Source organism: Streptosporangium sp. NBC_01469 (assembly GCF_036227305.1).
In the GTDB taxonomy this organism is placed as follows: domain Bacteria; phylum Actinomycetota; class Actinomycetes; order Streptosporangiales; family Streptosporangiaceae; genus Streptosporangium.
This window is the reverse complement of record NZ_CP109465.1, coordinates 5,020,940-5,045,368: the sequence shown is the minus strand read 5'-3', so window position 1 is coordinate 5,045,368 and position 24,429 is coordinate 5,020,940. Positions and strand designations below refer to the sequence as shown.

Sequence of the window (24,429 nt, the reverse complement as noted above, 5' to 3'; positions counted from 1 at the left end):
ATGGGGGGTGAATGCTCGAAGCGATGCGGGGGGACTCATCGTCCGCCTCGTTGCACGGTCCGTCGTCCACTCCACCGGCCCCGCCGACGGCCCCCACACCCACCGCCCGGACGGCCGGACCGTCCCACCTCGCCCCGGACGCGCTGCTGTGCGACCTCGTCGCCGACCAGGCGGCGCGGACGCCCTCCGCCCCGGCGATCCGCCAGTGGGACACCGGCCTCACCTACCGCGATCTGATCGGCGCCGCCACCGCGCTCTCGCTGCGGTTACGTGCCCTCGGGGTGGGTCCGGAGGACCGGGTCGGACTCTGTGCCAGGCGCACCCCGCTGATGACCGTCGCCGTCCTCGGCATCATGATGGCGGGCGGCGCGTACGTCCCCCTCGACCCGGCGCATCCACGCCGGAGGCTTGACGAGGTGCTCGACGACGCGGGCGTCGCGGTCGTCGTGGCCGACGGTCACGGCCGCGCGCTGCTGGACGGATGCGGGCGTCCCGTGGTCGAGCCGGAAACGAGCGCCGCGACCGCAACCGTGTCCGAAATTACCTCCGGAACCACCGCGCCCCCGGCCGGGACCGGGCCGGCAGTCGGCGGCGAGATCGTCGCCGGGAGTCCGGCGCTGCCGGGGAATGCCGCCTACGTTCTGTACACGTCCGGGTCGACCGGGCGGCCCAAGGGCGTGGTCGTGAGCCACGCCTCCGCGGTCGCGTTCGCCTCGGCCGCGGCGGCCCATTTCGGCCTGGACGGCACGTGCCGGTCGATCGCGTTCTCCGCGCTCGGGTTCGACGTCTCGGTGCTCGACATGCTCGCGCCGCTCACCGTGGGCGGCTGCGTGCAGCTGGTGCCCGACGAGGACAGGACCGACCCGGCCCGCCTGCAGCGGTTCCTGGAGGCGCACGACGTCACCTGGGGGTTCATCCCGCCCGCCCTGCTGCCGCTGGTCGACCCGGCCCGGCTGCCGCGCCTGCGCGACCTGGTCACGGCCGGGGAGCCGCCGGGCCCCGAGCAGGTCGCCCGCTGGTCGGCGCACACCCGCTTCCACAACTGGTACGGCCCCACGGAGACGACCGTCTGCGTGGTCGGCACCGAGCTGTCGGGGACGTGGGAGCGGTCGCTGCCGATCGGGTATCCCCTGCGCGGCTGCCGGGCGCACGTCCTGGACGAGGACATGCGCGAGTGTCCCGTCGGCGTCCCCGGCGAGCTGTACATCGGCGGGCCTCAGGTGAGCCGCGGCTACCTGGGCCTGCCCGGCATGACGGCCGAGAGGTTCGTACCCGACCCGTTCGAGGCCGTGCCCGGGGCGCGGCTCTACCGCACCGGCGACCACGTCGCCTGGCAGGAGGACGGCCGGATCGCCTTCATGGGGCGGCTGGACCGGCAGGTGAAGATCCAGGGACAGCGGGTCGAGATCGGCGAGGTCGAGTCGGTGGTGCGGGCCCACCCCGGGGTGACGCAGGCGGTGGTCGACGCCCCCGGCGAGCTGGTCGCCTACGTCGCGCCACTGGACGCCCCCGGGCTGGCCGCCCTGCGGGAGCACTGCGCGGGGCGGCTGCCGGTCTACATGCTGCCCACCCGCGTGGTGCGCGTCCCCGTCCTGCCGCTGAACACCTCCGGCAAGGTCGACCTCGCCGCCCTGCGCGGCCTCGCCCGGGACGCCTCCGGGGTTTCGGAAAACACGACCGGGAACACGAACGGGGCCTCGGGGCTGGCGGGGATCTGGGCGCGGGTGCTCGACGCCCCTCCCCCCGGCCCCGACGACGACTTCTTCGAGCGCGGCGGGCACTCGCTGCGGGCGATGCGCCTGGTATCGGCCGTCAGGGCGGAGCTCGGCCGGGACATCTCGGTCGAGGACGTCTACGCGGCCCGCACCTACGGCGCCCTCTCGTCCGGCGTCGAGACCGCCCCCCTCCGGGACGCCACGCCCGCAGGAGACACCGGAGGCGCCCGGCCCGGCGAGACCCCGGCGCCCCCGGCGCTGTCGCCCGCGCAGCGGCGCATGTGGTTCGTGGAGCGGCTCGCCCCCGACACCCCCGCGCACAACATCGCGATGGCCGAGCGCGTACGCGGCCCGCTGGACCACGACGCGCTGCGGAGCGCCCTGGAGTCCGTGGTGGCCGGGCACGAGACGCTGCGCTGGCGGATCGCCTCCCGCGACGGCGTGCCCCACGTGTCGGTCGTCCCGCCCGGCGAGGTGCCGCTCCCGCTCGACGACCTCTCGGCGCTTCCCGATCCCGGGACCGCGCCGGAGAAGGCGCTGGAGGCGGTGCTGGAGAGGGAGGCGCGGACGCGGTTCGACCTGGCGCGCGACCCGCTGGTGCGGGCCAGGCTGATCCGGCTGGCCGAGGACGACCACGTGCTCGCGGTGACCGCGCACCACATCGTCTTCGACGGCTGGTCCCAGGACGTCTTCTACCGGGACCTGAGCGCCGCCTACCGCGGTGATCCGCCGGGGCCGGCGGGCGCGTCGTTCGCCGACTACGCGCGCTGGTCGAGGGAGCGTTCCGACGGCGACGGGGTCGACTGGTGGCGCGAGCACCTGAAGGACGCCCCCATGGTGCTTGACCTGCCCAGGGACACCCCCCGGCCTCCCGTCCAGACTTTTTTTGGAGCGCTCCGAACCGCGGAGATTGACGGTGAGATCGGAGGCCGTGTCAGGAAGCTGGCGGTCCGGCTGGGGGTCACCCCGTACCCGGTGCTGCTGGCCGCGTTCGCGCAGCTGCTCTCCAGACTGTCCGGGCAGCGGGACCTGCTCGTCGGCACCCCGTACGCCGACCGGGGGCACGTCGCGTTCGAGTCGCTGATCGGCATGTGCGTGCGGATGCTGCCGCTGCGGCTGCGCCAGGACCCCGGGGCATCGTTCGAGGAGCACGTGGCCCGCTGCCGCGACGAGCTCGCCGAGGTCGTCTCGCACGGCGACGTGCCGCTGGAGCGCGTCGTGGAGGCGCTGCGCGTCCCGCGCGACCTGGGGCGCAACCCGGTGACGCAGGTGCTGTTCAACATGTACAACTTCGCGGAGCCCAAACTGGACCTGCCGGGGTGCGTGACCGAGCCGCTGCCCGCCGGGCTGCCGGGTGCGCTGTTCGACCTGACGATGTACGTCAGCGAGCGCGGCGACGGCAGCGACGGATATGCCCTGCAGCTCGTCTACAACCCCGACCTGTTCTCCGCCGCCAGGATGGACGCCCTGCTGGCCGGTTACGCGCACCTGCTGGGCGATCTGCTCGCCGCCCCCGGCGAGGCGGCGCGCGAGGCCCGGCTGGCCCCGCAGGAGCCGCCCACCGCGCTGCCGGTCTGGGACGGTCCCGGGCCGCTGGACACCCTGCACGGCGACGTCGTGGTGGAGGGCGCGGGGCGGGTCCTCGGGCACGCGGAGCTCACCGCGCTGCGCCACCGTACGACCTCGGCGCTGCGCGCGGCCGGGGTGGAGCCCGGCCAGGCGGTCGCGGTGCTCGCCGCGCGGGTCCCCGAGCTTCCCGGGCTGCTGCTGGGGGTGCTGGCCGGCGGAGCCCGCTGGGTGATCCTCGACCCGGCGCACCCGGCGCCGGTACTGGCCCGCCAGGCCGCCGCCGCCGGGGCCGTGGCGGCGCTGCGCTGCCCGGACGCGCCCTCCCTGGCGGGCCTCCCGGAGATCGCGCTGCCGGAGACCCCGCCGTCCGAGACCGGGCCGGCCGGTGACGGGGAGCCCGGTGACGGTGGGCCTCGGACGGCCGTGGCGAGGCCGGATGGGGACGGCGGCAGGTTGTCCCGGACCGGCGGGGCGCCGTGGGAACCGCATCCCGAGCGGGGCTACCTCTCGCTCACCTCGGGGACCACCGGCGACCCCAAGCCGGTGGTGACCGGTGAGGGGCCGCTCGCGCACTTCGTCGCCTGGTACGCGGCGACCTTCGCGGTGACCCCGGCCGATCGCTTCGCCCTGCTGTCGGGCCTGGCGCACGACCCCGCGCTGCGCGACGTGTTCGTGCCGCTCGCCACCGGCGCCCGGCTGTGCGTGCCGGAGCGGGAACTGCTCCGCGACCCCGTCCGGCTGGTCGCGTGGCTGCGCGAGCACCGCGTCACCGTACTGCACCTGACCCCGCAGCTGGCCAGGATGCTCTGCGGGACCGGCGCGGTGCTGCCCGAGGTGCGGCTGGTGGCGACCGGCGGCGACCGGCTCACCCACGCCGACGCCGCGCGGCTGCGCCGTCTGGTCCCGGCCGCCCGCCTGGTGGCCTTCTACGGCACCACCGAGACCCCGCAGGCGCACGCCTGGCACGAGATCCCCGCCGACGTGCGCGAGAGCGCCGAACCCGTCCCCGCGGGGCGCGGTGTCGAGGGCAGCGAGCTGGTCGTGACCGGCGAGCACGGCGGCCGGGCCGGGGTGGGCGAGCTGGGCGAGGTGGTCGTGCGCAGCGCCAACCTGGCGACCGGCTATCTCGACGCCGGGCTCACCCGGCTCCGCTTCACCGGGGACGCCTTCGCCACCGGCGACCTCGGCCGCCTCAACCCCGACGGTACGGTGACGATCGCCGGTCGGCGCGACGACCAGGTGAAGATCCGCGGCTTCCGGGTGGAGCTGGGCGAGGTGGAGGCGGCGCTGTCCGCCCACCCCGAGGTCCGCGCCGCCGCCGCGGTGGCCGACCGGGACGAGCGGCGCGAGACCGTGCTGCACGCCTACGCGGTGCCCCGCAGGCCGGGGCTGGCCGCGCCGCGGCTGCTCGACCACCTGCGCGCGGTGCTGCCCGAGCACGCGGTGCCCGCCGAGGTGATCGTGGTTCCCACGCTGCCGCTCACCCCCAACGGCAAGGTCGACCGCGCCGCGCTGCGCCGCCCCGCGTCCCGGCCGGGAGGCGAGGCGGGCGGGGAGGTGTCCGGCCCGACCGAGCGGGCCGTGGCCGAGGTGTGGCGGGCCGTGCTCGGCGTGCCGCGGGTGGGCGCGGCCGACAACTTCTTCGAGATCGGCGGCCACTCGCTGGCGATCGCCGCCGTCCAGGCCCGCCTGGGCTCGGCCCTCGGCCGGGAGATCCCCATCGTGGACCTGTTCCGCCACCCGACCATCCGCGCCCTGGCCGCGCACCTCGACGGTGGAGGCCCCAGTCCCGGCCTCGACCGCGCCGCACGACGACTCGCCGTGCGGCGAGACCGCCTCAAGGACCGCTCAAGGAAGCCGAGCTGACAACCGCGCAATCTCCCGTACCCGACCCCGAACCGACGTCCGCACCCCCTCGGCCCCCGAGGCCGAGCCCGCACCCGTCCACCCCCTCTCACCGGAAACCGAACCGGCGCCCCGACCGGCGACCGCACGACCCCCCACACCGCGAACCGAAACCGCGACCGCACGATCCCCCTACCGCGAACCTCGAACCGAACCGGCGACCCGGCAGACCAGCGAGCCGGTGACCGGACCGGCGATCCAGCCGGAACCCGCACGACCTTCCGTACCGGCAACCGAGTCGATACCCGTCCAACCCCCCGCGCCGGCGCCGACCGCGCCCGGCAAGAAAGAAAGGGACCCCCGCATGGCCGAGGAGCCCACCGTTGAACCGATCGCGATCATTGGCCTTTCGTGCCGGGTGCCGGGAGCCGGGGACGCCAGGCAGTTCTGGCACAACCTCGCCGACGGAGTCGAGTCGCTGACGCACTTCACCCGCGAGGAGCAGCGGGCGCTCGGCGTGCCCGACCACATCCTCGACGACCCGGACTTCGTACCGGCCGCGATGATGCTCGACGACCACCAGGGGTTCGACGCCGCGTTCTTCGGCATGTCGATCAGGGAGGCGGAGATCCGGGACCCGCAGCACCGGCTCTTCCTCGAACTGTCGCACACGGCCCTGGAGGACGCGGGGTACGACCCGTTCAGGTATCCGGGCGAGATCGGCGTCTACGCCGGTTCCGGCTCGGACTTCTACCAGTGGATCAATATCAGGAGCAACGCGCAGGCCCACGCGAACGCGGGCTGGCTCGCCGTCATGGTCGGCAACCACGTCGACTACTGCGCCACGCTGTCGTCGTACAAGCTGGACCTGCGCGGCCCGAGCTACACCCTGCACACCGCGTGCTCGACCTCGCTGGTCGCGATCCACGTCGCCGCCGAGGCCCTGCGCAACGGCGAGTGCGACATGGCCCTGGCGGGCAGCGCGATGCTCGACCTGCCACAGGGCCAGGGGTACGTGTACGACGAGGACGGCATCGTCTCCCCCGACGGCCACTGCCGGGCCTTCGACGCCAAGGCGGCCGGGACGATCTGGGGCAGCGGCGGCGGCGTGGTCGTGCTGAAGCGGCTGTCGGAGGCGATCGAGGACGGCGACAACGTCCGGGCGGTCATCCTCGGCAACGCGATCAACAACGACGGCGCGAGCAAGGTCGGGTTCTCCGCGCCCAGCATGGACGGCCAGGCCGCGGTGATCGCCCAGGCACTCGGGGTGGGCGGGATCGACCCGCGCACGATCACCTACGTCGAGGCGCACGGCACGGGCACCGCGCTGGGCGACCCGATCGAGGTCGCGGCGCTGAGCAGCGTGTTCGGCCAGGACACCGACGACACCCAGTGGTGCGGCATCGGCTCGGTCAAGAGCAACATCGGCCACCTGGGCCAGTCGGCGGGCATCGCCAGCATCATCAAGGCGATCCTCGCCCTGGAGAACGGGCTGATCCCGCCCACGCTGCACTACGAGAGCCCCAACCCGAAGATCGACTTCACGCGGAGCCCGTTCTACGTGACGGGGACGCCGACCAAGTGGGAGCGCAACGGCTTCCCCCGGCGGGCGGGCGTCAGCTCGTTCGGCATCGGCGGCACCAACGCGCACATCGTGCTGGAGGAGGCCCCGGCACCGGCCCGCGAGGAGCGCGAGCCCCGCCCGGCGCACCTGCTGCGGCTGTCGGGCAGGACCGACACCGCGCTGGCCGCCGCCGCCGAGCGCCTGGCCGCGCACCTGGAGGCCCATCCCGACACCGACCTGGCCGACGTCGCCCACACCCTGCGGGTGGGGCGCAGGGAGCTGTCGCGCAGGAGCGCGGTGGTGGCCTCCGACGTCGCCGACGCGATCGCCGCGCTCCGCGACCCCAAGCGGACGGTCTCCGGCGCCGTCTCCCGGCGCACCCCGCGCCCGGCGTTCCTGTTCTCCGGGCAGGGCTCGCAGTACGCGGGCATGGGCGCCGAGCTGTACCGCACCGAGAAAGTCTTCAGGGACGCGGTCGACGAGTGCGCCGAGATCCTGCGGCCCGTGCTGGGCGAGGACCTGCGTGAGCTGATCTTCGCCACCGGCGGGGAGGCAGGCGAGCGGCTGCGACGGACGGCGCTGACCCAGCCCGCCCTGTTCACCGTGGAGTACGCCCTGGCCACGCTCTGGCGCTCGCTGGGCGCCGAGCCCGCCGGGATGATCGGCCACAGCATCGGCGAGTACGTCGCGGCGACCGTGGCCGGGGTCTTCAGCCTGCCGGACGCGCTGCGGCTGGTGGCCGCCAGGGGCCGCCTGATGCAGGGCATGCCCGCGGGGGCCATGCTCGCCGTGCAGCTCGCGCCGGACGAGATCGGGCCGCTGCTGCCCGACGACGTGTCGGTGGCGACCGTCAACGGCCCCGGCACGTGCGTGGTGGCCGGTCCGCCGGCCTCGATCGCCGAGCTGGCGGCCCTGCTGAAGGAGGAGGGCATCGGGCGGATGGAGCTGCGCACCTCGCACGCCTTCCACTCCTCGATGATGGACCCGATCCTGGGCGAGTTCCGCGCGCTGGTCGCCGGCGTCGAGCGGTCGGCGCCGAGCCTGCCGTTCCTGTCGAACGTGACCGGCACCTGGATCACCGCGGACGAGGCGACGGACCCGTCGTACTGGGCCCGGCACCTGCGCGAGCCGGTGCTGTTCGGCGACTGCGTGGCGGCCCTGCTCGCCGACGGCGACTGGATCATGATCGAGTGCGGTCCCGGCAGGCAGCTGGCCGGGCTGGCCAGGGCGCAGACCCCGCCGGGCGCGGTCGCGCCGCTGCCCTCCCTGCCCGGCCCCAAGGACGTCGGTGGCGACGTGGCCGTGCTGTCGGCCGCGTACGGCACCCTGTGGGTGAACGGCGTCGCGCTGGAGGCGTTCGGCGAGGAGGGCCGCCGGGTCTCGCTGCCGACCTACCCGTGGGAGCGCCAGCGCGCCTGGATCGACCCCGACCCGCAGGGGGCGTTCGTCGGCGGCGTGGCCAACCCCGCGCCGGTCGAGGACGACCTGCCGCTGGACCGCTGGTTCAGCGTGCCGGTGTGGCGGCAGGTCCCGCCGGGACCGGTGCCGCTGTCGCCGGTCACCCGGGCCCTGGTGTTCGCCGACGACGGCTCGGCCGGGCTGGTGGACGCGCTGCGCGCGACGGGGGCCGAGGTGATCGAGGTGCGGCCCGGCGACGGGTTCTCCTCGGAGAACCCCGAGAATTCGGGGGGCGTCTACACCGTGCGTCCCTCCGAGCGCGCCGACTACGACGCGCTGCTGGCGGCCGTCGGCGAGGTGCCGGGCCGGGTGGTCCACGCGTGGACCGTCGGCGACGAGCCCGCCGCCGGGGCCGAGGAGACCTGGCGGGCCCAGGACCGGGGCTTCTTCAGCGTGCTGGCCCTGGTGCAGGCGCTGACCGCGGCGCAGCCCGCGGACGCCGCGGACGGGGTGGAGCTGGCCCTGCTCACCTCGGGGGCCCAGGACGTCACCGGCGGCGACCTGCTCCGCCCGGAGCACGCGACGCTCGCCGGGTTCCCCCGGGTGGTGCCGCTGGAGACGCCGTGGCTGCGGGTGCGCCACGTCGACGTCGAGGGACGCGACTGGATCAGGCACGCCGCCGCGGAGCTGGGCAGGAGGCCGGAGCCGGACGAGGCGGGGCTGCTGCCCACCGTGAGCGTCAGGGGTGGCCGCCGCTGGCTGCAGCACTACGAGCAGCTGGAGGTGCCCGCGTCTTCTGCGGAGACAGCTGAGGCGATCGGGGGGCAGGCCGGTCCCCGCGACGGGCAGGTCTACCTGATCACCGGCGGCCTGGGCGGCATCGGCGTCTCGCTCGCCGAGGACCTGGCCTCGCGGGCCCGGGTACGGCTGGTCCTGCTGTCCAGGGCCGGGCTGCCCGACCGGGCGGAGTGGGACGCGCACGAGGCCGGCCGCGCGGGCCGGGCGATCGCCGCGATCCGCAGGATGGAGGAGGCCGGGGCCGAGGTCCTGGTGCTCGCCGCCGACGTCACCTCCCCCGCCGACATGCGCCGGGTGCGGGAGGAGACGATCGCCGGGTTCGGCCGGGTGGACGTGATCGTGCACGCCGCGGGACTGCCCGGCGGCGGCATGGCCGAGATCAAGGAGCGGGCCGCCGCCGAGGAGGTGCTGGCACCCAAGGTGGTCGGCACGCTCGCGCTGCGCGAGGCCTTCGCCGACCTCGACCTGGAGGCCGTCGTGCTCTGCTCGTCGATCACCGCGGTCGCGGGCGGCTTCGGCCAGGTCGACTACTGCGCGGCCAACAACTTCCTCGACGCGCACGCCAGGGGCGAGCACGGCTGGGGCGCGGCCACGGTCGTCTCCGCCAACTGGGGCAAGTGGCTGGAGGTCGGCATGGCGGCGGAGGTCGCCGCCCCGGCCGGGTTCGTGGCGCTGCAGCGCGGCGACCGGATCAGGGCCGTCGACCACCCCGTGCTGTCCGCCTGGCACGAGGCCGACGGCGAGGGGCTCGGCTGGGCCGGGGGCAGCCTCTCCCCCGAGACCCACTGGGCGCTCGGCGGGCACCGCATCTCCGGGGTGCCGGTGCTGCCGGGCACCGGGCACCTGGAGCTGGCCCGCTGCGCCAGCGAGGTGGTGCTGCCCGGCCCCGGCGCCGTCGAGCTGCGCGACGTGGTGTTCGTCGAACCGCTCTCGGTGGCCGACGGGTCCTCCGCGGAGGTACGGGTGACGTTCAGCACCGAGGCGGACGGCGCGGACTTCCAGGTGCGCAGCGTCATCGGCGGCGAGCAGCGCACCCACGCGCGCGGCACCGCTGCCAAGGTCGACGCCGGGCCCGCCGGGCACGCCGACGTGGCGGCGATCATCGAGCGCTGCACCCCCGCGTCCGAAGAGCAGGGCGGCGTACCGCTGTCCGGGCTGCTGACGCTCGGCCCCCACTGGGGGCACATGAGCAAGTGGTACATCGGCCAGAACGAGGCCCTGGGACTGTTCGAGCTGCCCGAGGAGCTGTCGGAGGACCTGGACGGCTGGGGCCTGCACCCGGCACTGCTCGACAGCGCCACCTCCTTCACCTGGATCGACGTCGTCGGCCACTACCTGCCGCTCGGCTACGGCCGCATCACCGTCAGGGACCGGCTGCCCGGCAGGTTCTGGAGCCACATGCGCTTCCGCGACAGCGGCACCGACGAGGTGCTGGCGGTCGACGTGACGCTCATCGACGCAGGCGGCACGATCGTCACCGAGATCTCCGACTACGTGCTGCGCCGCATCAACACCGACGCCGTGGTGGCCGGGGTGACGGCCGACGCCGGAGCCCAGCGGGCGGGCACGGTCACCGTCCCCGACCAGGGCGGCCAGGTCGCGACGACCGCCGGAGGGCCCGACGCGGTCGGCATCCGCCCCGCCGAGGGCGCCGAGGCGTTCCACCGGCTGCTGGCCACCCCCCTCGGCGCGCAGGTGGTGATCGCCGCGACCCCGGTGGCCGCCTACCTGGCCGGTGTCGGGTCGGTCACCCAGGAAACGGTCGAGACGGAGCTGGACCCGGCCGCCGTGTCGGACCGCCCCCGTCCCGGCGGCGCGGCGGCCGACGACTACGTGGCGCCGCGCGGCGACGTCGAGACCGCCATCGCCCGGCTGTGGAGCGAGGTGCTCGGCGGCGAGCGCATCGGCGTCGACGACGACTTCTTCGAGCTCGGCGGCAACTCGCTGATCGCCGTGCAGCTCATCGCCCTCATCCGCAAGGAGCTGGGCGTACGGCTGCCGATGCGCAGCCTCTTCGAGGAGCCCACGGTGGCCGGGGTCACCTCGCTGATCGAGCAGGCACGCGCCACCACGCCGGCGGCGGAGACCGCCCCGGCCGCGAACCAGAGCATGATTCCCCGTCTCCCCCGCAGGAGTGAGCAGCAGTGAGCGGATCCCTTCCCGACACCAAGGTCGTTCTCAACGACGAGGAGCAGTACTCCATCTGGCCCTCGGGCCGCGACAACCCGGACGGCTGGCACGACGCGGGCTTCACCGGCACCAAGGACGAGTGCCTGGCCCACATCGAGCAGGTCTGGACCGACATGCGTCCGCGCAGCCTGCGCGAGGCGATGAAAGCGGGAGACGCGGGATGACCGAACAGGTGGTGGACGTCTTCCCGTCCTCCTCCGGGCAGGAACGGATGTGGTTCCTCGCCCGCTTCGAGCCCGAGCTCGCCGTCTACAACATCGGCATGCTCATGCCGATGAGCGCCCGCCAGCCGGTCGACCCGCGCCGGCTGGAGGCGGCCGTCGCCCACGTGGTACGCCGCCACGAGGTGCTGCGCACCGTCTTCGAGTTCAGGGACGGTCAGGTGGTGCAGATCGTCAGCGGCGCCGTCCCCCCGGTGCGGCTCACCGAGACCGACCTCACCCACCTGCCCGCCGACCTGCGCGAGGCCGAGCTCGCCCGGCTGGCCAAGTCGGACTCCGTCACGCCGTTCGTCCTGGACCGGGCGCCGCTGTGGCGGCTGCGGCAGGTACGAATGGCCGACGACGACCTGCGGCTGATCTGCGTGTTCGACCACACCGTGTTCGACGGCGTCTCCAGCCACATCTTCGTCAACGAGCTGGAGGAGTGCTACGACGCCATCGGCGAGGGACGCGAGCCCAAGCTGGCGGAGCTGCCCATCCAGTTCGCCGACTTCGCCGTCTGGCAGCGGGACCGGCTGACCGGGAAGTTCGTCAAGGAGGAGCTGGCGCACTGGCGGGAGCGGCTGGCCGGGATCCCGTCCGACCTCGCCCTGCCCGCCGACCGGCCGCGCCCGCGCAGCCGCTCCTACCGGGGTGAGATGCAGCTGGGCGCGTTCTCCCCGGAGGTGTCGGCCGGGATCCAGCGCCTGGCCAAGGACCTGAACTCGACACTGTTCACGGTCATGCTCACCGCGTTCGCGACCGTGCTGTCCCGCTGGTCGGGGCAGTACGACGTCGTGGTGGGCACCCCCATCGCGGGGCGGCTGCTGCCGGAGACCGAACCCGTCATCGGCATGTTCGTCAACGCCGTGGCGCTCCGCGCCGACCTGACCGGCGACCCGACGTTCGCCGAGGCGGCCGGGCGGGTGCGCACCACGGTCGCCGAGGCCCTGGACCACCAGGAGCTGCCGTTCGAACGGCTGGTGGAGGCGCTCCAGCCGACCAGGGATCTGAGCGTGCCGCCGATCTACCAGGTGATGTTCAACCTGGCCGGCGACACCAACGAGGGCCAGATCGCCAACGGCACCGCCAAGGTGGACCTGCAGCTGGACCTCAACATGCGCGGAGGGCGGCTGCACACCCGCCTGGAGTACAGCACCGACCTGTTCGACCCGTCCACGATCGAGCGGTTCGGCGCCTGCCTGGAGACGCTGGTCGAGGCCGCGGTCGCCGACCCGGGGACGCCGATCTCCCGGCTGCCGCTGCTGACCCCCGCGGAACGGGACCGCGTCGTCGCGCTCGGCGTCGGCGAGGACCCGGGGCGTGCCGTGCACCTCCTGGGTGGCCCGGCGGGCGTGACCGATCCGGCCGGCGCCCGGGACGTCGGTGGTGCCGGTAGGGGCGACACCCGCGACGTCGGCGGTGCCGAGGGCATCGTCGCCCGGGACGTCGGTGGTGCCGCCGGGGCCGGCACGACTCCAGCCCCGGCGAGTTCGCCGACCTCGTTGACCTCGTTGATCGAGGCTCAGGTGGCCAGGACTCCGGACGCTCCGGCCGTGGTCACCGGCGACGCCACGCTGACGTACGCGGAACTGGACGAGCGCGCCACCCGGCTCGCCCACTGGCTGCGCGGGATCGGGGTCGGGCGGGGCAGCCCGGTGGCGGTGTGCGCCGAGCGGTCGGCCGAACTGGTCGTCGGCCTGCTCGCGGTGCTCAAGGCGGGCGGGGCGTACGTCCCCCTCGACCCGGAGTACCCGCCGTCGCGGCTGGCGTTCATGCTGGCCGACAGCGGGGCCCGGGTGATGCTGACCCAGCGCCACCTGCGCGACCTGCTCCCCGAAGGCGCCGTCAAACCGGTGCTGCTGGACGCGCCCGACACCTGGGGATCGCAGCCCCCAGGAACGGCGCTTCCGGTGGCCGGTCCCGACGACGCCGCGTACGTGATCTACACCTCGGGTTCGACCGGGCGTCCCAAGGGCGTCGTCAACACCCACGGGGGCATCGTCAACCGGCTCGCCTGGATGCAGGACCGGTTCGGCCTCACCCCGGCCGAGGCGGTCCTGCAGAAGACCCCGACGAGCTTCGACGTGTCGGTCTGGGAGTTCTTCTGGCCGCTGGTAACGGGGGCGTCCCTGGTACCGGTCCGGCCGGGCGGGCACCGCGACCCCAACCACCAGCGCGACCTGATCAAGGCGCACTCGGTGAGCACCGCGCACTTCGTCCCCTCGATGCTGGCCCTGTTCCTGGAGGAGACCGGCATCGAGTCGTGCCGCTCGCTGAAGCGGGTGATCTGCAGCGGAGAGGAACTGCCGCCGCACCTGGCCGCCCGCTTCTTCGAGCGGCTGCCCGGGGTGGAGCTGCACAACCTCTACGGGCCGACGGAGGCGGCGGTCGACGTGACCGCCTGGCGGGTGGAGCCGGAGGGGGCGGGCACGCGGCACACGCTGCCCATCGGCCCGCCCATGCCGGGCAACCGCCTGCACGTGCTGGACGACCTGCTCCAGCCGGCGCCGGTCGGCGTACCCGGGCACCTGCACATCGGCGGCGTCCAGGTGGCGCGCGGCTACGCGGACCGGCCCGGCCTGACGGCCGAGCGGTTCGTACCCGACCCGTACGGGCCGCCCGGCTCGCGGCTGTACGCGACCGGCGACCTGGCGAGGGTTCGCGCCGACGGGAGCCTCGAGTTCCTGGGACGGATGGACGACCAGGTGAAGGTGCACGGCTGGCGGGTCGAGCTCGGCGAGATCGAGGCCGTGATCGCCGAACACCCCCGGGTGCGCCGGGCGGTCGTGGCACTGCGCGACGACGCCCCCGGTGGGCGCGGGCTGGTCGGGTACGTCGACTGGTCGGGAGACGCCTCGGCGCTCACCGCGGAGCTGCGCAGGACGCTCGCCAGAAAACTGCCCGCCGCGCTCATCCCGCAGGCGTTCGTCGGGATCGACGACATCCCGCTCGGCCCGAGCGGCAAGCTCGACCGGGGCGCGCTGCCCGCGCCGACCGGCTCGGGCCGGGCCGACCTCGGCACGCCGTACACGGAGCCGCGCACCCCGCTGGAGACCGAGCTGTGCGCCCTGTGGGGCGAGCTGCTCGGCCGGGAGCGCATCGGCGTCGAGGACGACTTCTTCCAGCTCGGCGGCCACTCGCTGCTCGCGGTGCTGCTGGTCACCCGCTACCGGGACACGTACGGCGTGGAGATGCCGCTGCGGCGGTGCTTCGAGATCACCACGGTGACCGAGCACGCCCTCGCCGTACTGGAGCTGCAGCTCGGGAACGACGACGAGGAGCTGGCGGCGCTGCTCGCGGCGCTGGAGGACCCCGCGGATGAGTGACCTGAGGGCAAGGCTGGCGCGGCTCAGCCCGGAACAACGGGCCGCGCTGGAGGAGAGGCTGCGGCGGCAACCGCCGCCGCGGCGGCCGTCGGGCATCCCCCGGCGCGCGGACGGCGACGGGCCGCCGCCCCTGTCGTTCGGCCAGGAGCGGCTGTGGTTCCTGCAGCAACTGGACCCGTCCGACGCCTCGTACAACATGTTCATGGTGCAGCGGCTGCGCGGGCACGTCTCGGTCGAGGCGCTCGGGTACGCGCTCGGCCGCCTGGTGGAGCGGCACGAGACCCTGCGCGCCCGCTTCACCTCGCGTGAGGGCAGCCCGGTGCAGGAGATCGAGCCGCCCCGGCCGATCGAGCCCGACCTGATCGACCTCACCCGGATGCCCGCCGCCGAACGGGAGGCCCGCGCGACCGAGCTGGTCGCCGACCTCACCAACCGCCCGTTCGACCTGGCGGCCGGGCCGCTGCTGCGGGTCCACCTGGTCACCCTGTCGGAGACCGACCACGTGCTGTGCGTGGTGCTGCACCACATCGTGGCCGACGGCTGGTCGCTGAAGATCCTGCTGGGCGAGCTCGCCACCTGCTACGGCGCGTACCTGGAGGGACGCGAGCCGGACCTGCCCGCGCCGGTGCTGGAGTACGCCGACTACGCGGCCTGGCAGCGCGAGCTGCTGGACGAGGAGGGCGTGCGCCGCCAGCTCGACTACTGGAGCGGGCAACTGGCCGGGGTACCCGCGCTGGACGTCCCCGCCGACCGGCCCAGGCCGCCGGTGAAGTCGTCCAACGGCGACTACGCGGCACGGCGGATCGGGCGGGAGCTGACCGCCCGGCTGGACCGGCTGGCCAGGGACGAGCGGTGCACCCCGTTCATGGTGCTGCTGGCCGCCTTCCAGGCGCTGCTCGGCGCCCACTCCGGGCAGGACGACGTGTGCGTGGGGTCGGTGATCGCCGGGCGGGAACGCCCGGAGCTGGAGCGGATCGTCGGGTTCTTCCCCAACACGCTCGCGCTCCGCGGCGACCTGTCGGGCGACCCCGGCTTCAGGGAGCTGCTGGGCCGTGTCCGGGCGACGGTGCTCGACGCCTTCGCCCACCAGGACATCCCGTTCGAGCGGCTGCTCAACGAGCTGCACGTCGAGCGCGACCTGAGCACCACGCCGCTGTTCCAGGCGATGTTCGTGATGCAGGACAAGGAGGCGTCCGAGCTGGTCATGCCCGGCATCGAGACCGACGTGTTCGACCCGGGCGCGCGGCAGGCCAAGTTCGACCTGATGCTCGACGTGACACCCCGCTCGGAGTCGTTGTACGCGCTGCTGTCCTACAACGCCGACCTGTTCGAACCGGAGACGGTGGCCAGGATGCTGCGCAGGTACGAGCGCGTCCTGGAGGCCGTGGCCGACGACCCCGACATCCCGCTGTCCCGCCTGCGGGCCGCGATGCTGCTCCCCGAGGACCGCCTGCCCGCCGTCACCGCGTCCCTGTCCACCGCTCTGCCCAACGCTCTGTCCGCGGCCCCCGGGCTCGTGGGCGGGGCGGCGGCCGGTCCGGCCGGAGGCGCGGGAGTGGCCGGGGTGATCGAGCTGTTCGAGGAGCGGGTGCGGCTGGCGCCGGACGCGGTGGCGGTCAGCCACGGCGACCGGCGGCTGAACTACGCCGAGCTGCACGAGCGCGCCGCGAGGCTGGCGGCACGACTGACCTCGGCGGGGATCGGCCCCGAGACCGTGGTCGCGGTGTGCGCCCGGCGCGGTCCCGAGCTGGTCGTGGCACTGCTGGCGACGGCCATGGCGGGAGGCGCCTACCTTCCGCTCGACCCCGCCTACCCGGCCGAGCGCCTGCGCTGGATGCTGCGCGACAGCGGAGCCGCGCTGCTGCTCTCCCAGGACGGCCCGCCGGGGTGCGACCTGCCGACGATGCCGCTCGCCGGCGTCGCGGACGGCTCCGCCACCGGAGAGAGCTCACACACCGGGGACGGTCAGGGCGCCGAGGACGGCTCACCGCCCGGCGCCCACCCCCACCGGCCGGGCGAGCACGGCGCCCGGACACCCACCGAAGACGGCCGGGTGACCAGGCCCGGCGGGCCGGGGAACGTGGCGTACGTGATCTACACCTCCGGTTCGACCGGCACTCCCAAGGGCGTGCAGGTCGAGCGGCGGGCGCTGGACACGCGGGTGGCGTGGATGCGCGCCGAGTACGGCATCCGGCCGGACGACCGGGTGCTCCAGTTCGCCTCCGTGGGCTTCGACACGCACGCCGAGGAGATCTATCCGGCGCTCACCTCGGGGGCCGAGCTGGTGCTCGCCCCCGACGAGCCGCTTCCCGACTTCCTGCGGACCTCGCGGGGCTCGTCGCTGACGGTGATGGACCTGCCCACCTCCTACTGGCAGGAGCTGGTCGCCGCCCGGACCTCCTGGCCGCCCGCGCTGCGCCTGCTGATCCTGGGCGCCGACCCGCTGCCGGGACCGGCGCTCGCCGCCTGGTACGAGGCTCACGGCGAGCGCGTCACCCTGGTCAACAGCTACGGGCCGACCGAGACGACGATCATCGCCACCGCCGGTGAGCTCGACCCCACCGAGGCGTCCAGGCGACCCACCGTGGGTCATCCGCTGTCCGCCACCCGCGTCCACGTGCTGGACGAGTACGGCGCGCGGGTGCCCGTCGGCGTGCCCGGCGAGCTGTGCGTCGGCGGAGACGGGCTCTCTCGTGGCTACCTGGGGTCGCCCGCCCCGACGGCGGAACGCTTCGTGCCCGACCCGTACGGTCCGGCCGGTTCGCGCCTGTACCGCACCGGCGACCGGGCCAGGTTCCGGCCCGACGGGCGCCTGGAGATCCTCGGCCGCCTCGACCGCCAGGTCAAGATCCGGGGCTACCGCGTGGAGCCCGGCGAGATCGAGGCCCGCCTGCTGGCCCACCCGTGGGTGGGCCAGGCGACCGTGACGGTCAGGGAGGACACTCCCGGCGACCGCCGCCTGGTCGCCTACGTCGTACGAACCGACCGAACCGACCGGACCGACCGGACCGACCGGACCGACCGGACCGCCGACGAGCGGACCGCCGACGGGGGGCCGACCGAGGAGCGGGCCACCGAGAGGACAGTCGACGGGCGGGCGGCCGAAAGGACGACCGACGGGCGGCCGATCGACGGCGGCATCGGCCGGGTGGAAGGCAGCCGCGAGCGGTCCGGGAACCGGTCCGACGCCGGGGAACTGCGGGAGCGTCTCGCGGCGGAGCTGCCGCCGCACCTGGTGCCGAGTGCCGTGGTGGAGGTCGGGCACATCCCGCTCACGCCGAGCGGGAAGGTCGACCAGGGCGCGCTGCCCGCCCCCGAGCACCGCTCGGGTGAGGGGTACCTGCCCCCGGAGACCGCCACGCAGGAGCTGGTGTGCTCGGTGTGGGCCGAGGTCCTGGGGGTGGAGCGAGTGGGAGCACTCGATGACTTCTTCCAGCTCGGTGGCCACTCGCTGCTGGCGACCAGGACGATCGCCAGGCTCTCGGCGGCGACCGGCCTGGACGTGCCGTTGAAGCTGGCCTTCAGCCACCCGTCCGTACGGAGGCTGGCGCAGGCGCTGGACGCGCTGGCGGAGGCCGGGCCCGGCGCGGGTTCCGGGGTGGGCCCCGGACCGGTGCGGCGCCCGGAGGGCACGACGCCACCGCTGTCGTTCGCGCAGGAACGGCTCTGGTTCATGGAGCAGTTCAGTCCCGGGACCGGCGCCTACGTGCTGCCCGCCGCGGCACGGCTGCGCGGGCCGCTGGACCTCGCGGCGCTGGGCGCGAGACTGGACGCCGCCGTGACGCGGCACGAGAGCCTGCGGATGCGCTTCCCCGCCTCCTCCGACGGGAGGCCCGAGGTACGGATCGTCCCGGCCGGGGCCCCGGAGGCACGGATCGCGATCCGCGTCGTCGAGACGGGATCGTCGGCGGGGACGCTCTTGACGGGATCGACCTCAGGGGGATCGGCCTTGCCGGGAACCGTCTCGGCGGCCGACTCCGGAACGGAGACGGAGGTACGGGCACGGGCGCGGGCCGGGACACAGGCGGGTTCGGAGCCGACGGAAACGGCGGCGAACGCGGGGGCACCCGCGGGGGCGCACACGAAGGCGGAGGCGGAGGCGCGGCGGATCGTCAGCGCCGACGCGGCACGCCCCTTCGACCTCGCCGACGGCCCGCTGCTCCGGGTGACCCTGGTCAGGCTCTCCTCCGAGGACCACGTGCTGCTGGTCGCCGTACACCACATCGTGGCCGACGGCTGGTCGGCGGAGATCCTGCTGGACGAGCTGCTCTCCGGGCACGACGGGCGAGACAAGCACGACGGGCACGACGGGCGTGACGGGCGTGACGGGCGTGACGGGCGTGACGGGCGTGACGGGCGTGACGGGCGTGACGGGCGTGACGAGCACGGCCGTGACGTTCGTGGCGGCCGTCCGGAGCCACGTGTCGGGTACGGCGACTACGCGCTCTGGCAGCGCGAGCGCCTGGCCGGGCCGCGGCTGGAACGGCACCTGGAGTTCTGGCGGGAGGAGCTGTCCGCGCTGCCCCCGCTCGAACTCCCCCTCGACCGGCCCAGGCCGACTCGGCAGGGGCACCGGGGTGCCTGGCACGACCTGCGACTGGACGCCGGGCTCACAGGGGCGCTCGGCGAACTGGCGAGGGAAGGCGGCGCGACCCTCTACATGGCGTTGCTCTCCGGGTTCCAGGCCGTGCTCTCCCGCTGGTCGGGACAGGACGACTTCGCGGTGGGCTCACCGGTCGCCGGCCGGGACCGGACGGAGTTCGAGGACGTGGTCGGGTTGTTCGTGAACCTGCTGCCGCTCCGGGCCCGCCTGGAGGGCGACCCCACGTTCACCGAGCTGCTCGGCCGCACCCGCGACGCCGCCCTGGAGGTCTACTCCCACCAGGAGCTGCCGTTCGAGAAGCTGGTCGCCGAACTGGACCTGGCCAGGGACGCCACCCGTCCGCCCGTGGTGCAGGTGCTCTTCGCCCTGCAGAGCTACCTGGGCGGCACGGTCCCGGCAGGGCGATCCGCACCGGCGGCCGGGCACCTGATGCCCGCGACCGCCCCCGTGGCCGGGGGCACGTCCACGGCGGGGAACGGTCGGATGGCCGAACCCGCGGCCGGGGAGGAGACCCGGCTCGCGGCCGGTCGGGCGGACGATCCGGTGGTCGAGCCGTTCGCGCCGGACACCACCTCGACCCGGTTCGACCTGGAGCTGTACGCCTCGGAGACCGGTGACGGCCTCGCGGCGAGGTTCGTCTACAACCGCGACCTGTTCCTGCCGGAGACCGTCGAGCGGCTCGCCGTGTCCTTCGAGACGTTCCTGCGCGCGGCCGTCGCCGCTCCGGGGACCCGCGTGGGCGACCTGGAGCTGCTCTCCCCCGGGGAGCGGGACCTGGTGCTGACCGGCTGGAACGCCACCGAGACCGCGTACCCGCCGGAGGAGACGCTGCACGGTCTCGTCGAGGCCCAGGCCGCGCGGACTCCCGGCGCCCCGGCCGTGGTCTTCGAGGGCGAGACGCTGACCTACGCCGAGCTGAACGCCCGCGCCGACCTGCTGGCCGCGCGGCTGCGCGCCACCGACACCGACACCGGGACAGGTGCGGGTGCGGGTGCGGGGAGGGTGTTCGCCGTACGGGCGGAGCGCTCGCTCGATCTGCCCGTACGGCTGCTCGCCGTGCTCAAGGCCGGGGCCGCCTACCTTCCCCTCGATCCGGGGCTGCCCGAGCGCCGGGTCGACACCATGCTCGCCGACGCCGGGGCCGTGGAACTCACCGCGGCCCAGGACACCCCGGCGGGGCCCGGGGACTCGGGCCGCCGGGCGAGGGATCTGCCCGACTCGCTCGCGTACGTGATCTTCACGTCGGGGTCGACTGGGCGGCCCAAGGGTGTCGGGGTGTCGCACCGGGCGATCGTCAACCGGCTGCGCTGGATGCAGGCGACGTACGGCCTGGACGCGAGCGACGCCGTGCTCCAGAAGACCCCCGCCGGGTTCGACGTGTCGGTGTGGGAGTTCTTCTGGCCGCTGATCAGCGGGGCGCGCCTGGTGCTCGCCCGCCCCGGCGGCCATCGGGACACCGCCTACCTGCGCGACCTCGTCACCGAGCGGGCGGTCACCACGGTCCACTTCGTCCCCTCGATGCTCGCCGCCTTCACCGCGGAGGAGCGGATCGAGGAGTGCCGCTCGCTGCGCCGGGTGATCTGCAGTGGCGAGGAGCTGACGGCGGGGGCCGCGGAGCGGCTGGCCGGGCGGTTGCCCGGGGTGGAGCTGCACAACCTCTACGGGCCGACCGAGGCCGCGGTCGACGTCTCCTGGCACCGCTACACGCCGGGTGAGAAGGTCGTGCCGATCGGCCGCCCGGTGGCCAACACCCGCCTGTACGTGCTGGACGGAGCGTCGCGCCCGGTGCCGGTCGGGACGCCGGGCGAGCTGTTCATCGGCGGGGTCCAGCTGGCCCGCGGCTACCTCGGCCGCCCGGCCCTCACCGCCGAACGCTTCCTCCCCGACCCCCACGGACCACCCGGCTCCCGCCTGTACGCCACCGGAGACCGCGCCCGATGGCGACCCGACGGCGAACTCGAATACCTCGGCCGCCTCGACACCCAGACCAAGATCCGCGGCATGCGCGTCGAACCCGGCGAGATCGAGGCCGTACTCGGCGGGCACCCGGATCTGAGCGCGGCGGCGGTCGGCGTCTGGCACGACGGCGCCGGAGCCCGGCTGGTCGGGTACGGGGTGCGGCGCGAAGGGGCGCGGGGGCCGGTGGACGCCGATCCCCGCGAGTGGCTCAGGGGCGAGCTGCCCGAGCACATGATCCCCACCGCCTGGGTGACGCTGGACGCCCTCCCGCTCACCCCCAACGGAAAGCTCGACCGGACCGCTCTGCCGCCGCCGCCCGGCCGGGGCGACCTTCCCTGGGAGCCGCCGCGCACCGACGCGGAACGCGCCGTCGCCCAGGTGTGGCAGGACGTGCTCGGCCTGGACAAGGTCGGCCGTCACGACGGGTTCTTCGGCGTCGGAGGTGACTCGATCCGCAGCCTCTCGGTGGTGGCCCGTCTGCGCCGGCTGGGCTACGGGCTCGACCTGCAGCGGCTGTTCACCCACCAGACCGTGGCCGAACTGGCCGCCGTACTGGACACACCGGACACCGGACCCTCCGCGGTGGCGGAACCGGGGCCGGAGGCCGCGACCGGGGCGTTCGGCATGCTCGGCGCCGCGGATCTGGCCAAGCTCAGGAAGGGCGAGCGATGATCGAGGACGCATATCCGCTGGCCGCGCTGCAGGCGGGGATGATCTACCACAGCGAACTCGAACCGGGCGGTCCCACCTACCACGACCTGATGACCATCACCCTGCGCGGCGCCCCGGACGTCCCGGCGCTGACCGGGGCGCTGACCGGGGTCGCGGCCCGGCACCCGGTGCTGCGCACCTCGTTCGACCTGACCGGGTTCAGCGAGCCGCTGCAGCTCGTCCACGACACCGCGACCATCCCGCTGGAGGTCGTCGACCTGCGACCAGACGGGGACGGTCCGGACGGAGACGGCCCCCGGGAGCGGCTGGCGGCGTGGCGGGAGGCCGAGAAGCACATCGGGTTCGACTGGTCGTCACCTCCGCTGCTGCGGGCGTACGCGCACGTGCTGGACGACGACGAGTTCGCGCTGAGTCTCAGCTTCCACCACGCCGTCCTCGACGGCTGGAGCGTCGCGGCGCTGGTCACCGAGTTACTGGGCCGCTACACCGCGAACCGCTCGCACGGCCTGCGCGACTCGCACGACTCGCACGACGAAACCGACCCGCCGCGAGCCCTGTTCAGGGATCTGGTGGCGGCCGAGCGGGCCGCGGTGGGCTCGGAGACGGCGCGGGAGTTCTGGCGGGAACGGGTCGAGGACGCCCCGGAGAGCCGCCTGCCCCGGCTGCCCGGGTTCCCGTCCGGCGGGCCGCGCGCCGCCGAGGTGGTGGCCGTACCGGTGCCCCACGAGACGGTGGCGGCGCTGGAACGGCAGAGTCGCGAGCTGCGGGTCCCGCTGCGCACGACCCTGCTGACCGCGTACGTGACGGCGCTGGGCCTGGTCACCGGCGAGCGGGAGGTCATGACCGGCGTCCTCAGCCACGGCAGGCCGGAGACCGAGGGCGGCGGCGAGGTGCTGGGGCTGTTCCTCAACACGCTGCCCCTGCGGGTCCGCCTCGACACGGGCGACCGGGCCGAACTGGTCAGGCGGGTCTTCGACGCCGAGGTGGCCGCGGTGCCGTACCGGCGCTACCCGCTGTTCGAGATCCAGCGGGCCGCGGGCCGCTCACCGCTGCTGGACACGCTGTTCGACTTCCGGGACTTCCACGTGTACGGAGGGCTGTCCGGCGACGGCGTGGCGATCACCGGGCAGGAGTTCTTCGAGCAGACCGACATGCCGTGCACGGTGGCCTTCGTCCGGGTGCCCGGCGGCGGCCTCACCCTCACGGTCTCCTACGACGCCTCCCAGTTCCCGCCGGAGCAGATGGAGTCCCTGGCCGGGCGGGTGATCGATGCCCTGACCGGCGAGCCCGGCGTGGGCAGGGCGGAGAACGAGGCGATCGACCGCTGGAACGCCACCGGGCGCGAGCACCCGGGCGGCACGCTGCACGGCCTGGTGTTCGAGCAGGCGAAACTGACGCCCGACGCCCCGGCCGTGGGTTTCGAAGGCTCGTGGACCACCTACCGTGAGCTGGCCGGGCGGGCCCTGGCGATCGCCGGGGAGCTGCGCCGCGCCGGGGTGTCACGCGACCGGCCGGTGGGGGTGCTGCTCGAACGGAGCGCGGACCTGCCCGCCGCGCTGCTGGGCGTCCTCGCCGCCGGGGGTGCCTACCTGCCGCTGGAGCCCGGTCACCCGGCCGGGCGGGTGCGGGGCATGCTCGACGACGCGGGCGCCTCGGTGCTGCTGACCTCCGCCGACCTGGCGGGCGAGGCTCCCGGGGGTACGCGGGTCGTCCTGCTGCCCACCGCCTCGGAGGATCCCTCCGGGGTCCCCTCGCAGGAGGATCCGCCGGACTCGCTCGCGTACGTGATCTTCACGTCGGGGTCGACTGGGCGGCCCAAGGGTGTCGGGGTGTCGCACCGGGCGATCGTCAACCGGCTGCGCTGGATGCAGGAGACGTACGGGCTCACCCCGGCGGATCGGGTCCTGCACAAGACGCCGGTCTCGTTCGACGTGTCGGTGTGGGAGCTGTTCTGGCCGCTGGTCACCGGCGCGGGACTGGTGGTGGCCAGGCCCGGCGGGCACTACGAGCCCGGCTACCTCACCGAGCTGATCGGCGCCGAGGGGGTCACCACGGCGCACTTCGTACCGTCCATGCTGGATCCGTTCCTCGACACGCCCGGCCTGGAGGCACTGGGCGTCCCGGCCGTGGACGGACCGGACGCGGACAACTTGGTCGCGGACAGGCTGGGCGCGAACGGGCCGGACGCGGGCGAGCCCGGCGCGGACAGGCTGAGCGCGGACGGTCTGGTCGTGGGCAGGCCGGACGCGAACGGGCCGGACACGGGCGTCCCGGCTGTGGACGGGCCGGGCGCGGGTGGTCTGCGCAGGGTGGTGTGTTCGGGTGAGGCGCTCCCCGCCGACCTGGTGCGCCGCTTCGCCGAGCGGCTTCCCGGGGTGGAGCTGCACAACCTCTACGGGCCGACCGAGGCCGCGGTCGACGTCTCCTGGCACCGGTGCGACCCCGCCGAGCAGGTGGTCCCGATCGGCCGCCCGGTCGACAACACCCGCCTTGAGGTGCTCGACGAGCGGTTCGGACGGGCACCCGTGGGCACCCCGGGCGAGCTGTTCATCGGCGGGGTCCAGTTGGCCCGCGGCTACCTCGGCCG

The 24,429-nt window shown here is 74.4% G+C and carries 5 protein-coding genes and 2 pseudogenes; all 7 read left to right on the top strand.

The features are described 5' to 3' along the window. Nucleotides 1-23: 23 nt before the first annotated feature. Nucleotides 24-5,150 (top strand): non-ribosomal peptide synthetase, encoded by a 5,127-nt coding sequence (locus OG587_RS22390; protein WP_329093294.1) that lies wholly within the window; start codon nt 24-26, stop codon nt 5,148-5,150. Between the two features lie 343 nt (nt 5,151-5,493). Continuing rightward, nucleotides 5,494-11,037, top strand: a complete 5,544-nt coding sequence (locus OG587_RS22385; RefSeq protein ID WP_329093293.1) for a type I polyketide synthase — start codon at nt 5,494-5,496, stop codon at nt 11,035-11,037. After that, nucleotides 11,034-11,243, top strand: a complete 210-nt coding sequence (locus OG587_RS22380) for an MbtH family protein (RefSeq protein WP_329093291.1) — start codon at nt 11,034-11,036, stop codon at nt 11,241-11,243. The genes OG587_RS22385 and OG587_RS22380 overlap by 4 nt, the downstream gene beginning before the upstream one ends. Next, nucleotides 11,240-14,608, top strand: coding sequence for a non-ribosomal peptide synthetase (locus OG587_RS22375; protein WP_329093288.1), 3,369 nt, complete (start codon nt 11,240-11,242; stop codon nt 14,606-14,608). Before OG587_RS22380 ends, OG587_RS22375 begins: the two co-directional genes overlap by 4 nt. After that, on the top strand, nt 14,601-21,842 hold the full coding sequence (locus OG587_RS22370; protein ID WP_329093286.1) for a non-ribosomal peptide synthetase: 7,242 nt from the start codon (nt 14,601-14,603) through the stop codon (nt 21,840-21,842). The genes OG587_RS22375 and OG587_RS22370 overlap by 8 nt, the downstream gene beginning before the upstream one ends. After that, nucleotides 21,839-23,107, top strand: a pseudogene (locus OG587_RS47235) (condensation domain-containing protein); the annotation flags it as partial. The gene OG587_RS22370 and the pseudogene OG587_RS47235, both read left to right, overlap by 4 nt. After that, a pseudogene (locus OG587_RS47230) lies at nt 23,084-24,412 on the top strand (AMP-binding protein); the annotation flags it as partial. The pseudogenes OG587_RS47235 and OG587_RS47230, both read left to right, overlap by 24 nt. Nucleotides 24,413-24,429 lie beyond the last annotated feature (17 nt).

Bases quoted from the DNA above. Each gene is read 5' to 3' on its own strand.
- OG587_RS22390 (WP_329093294.1), top strand. From the start codon at position 24: ATGCGGGGGGACTCATCGTCCGCCTCGTTGCACGGTCCGTCGTCCACT.
- OG587_RS22385 (WP_329093293.1), top strand. From the start codon at position 5,494: ATGGCCGAGGAGCCCACCGTTGAACCGATCGCGATCATTGGCCTTTCG.
- OG587_RS22375 (WP_329093288.1), top strand. From the start codon at position 11,240: ATGACCGAACAGGTGGTGGACGTCTTCCCGTCCTCCTCCGGGCAGGAA.
- OG587_RS22370 (WP_329093286.1), top strand. From the start codon at position 14,601: ATGAGTGACCTGAGGGCAAGGCTGGCGCGGCTCAGCCCGGAACAACGG.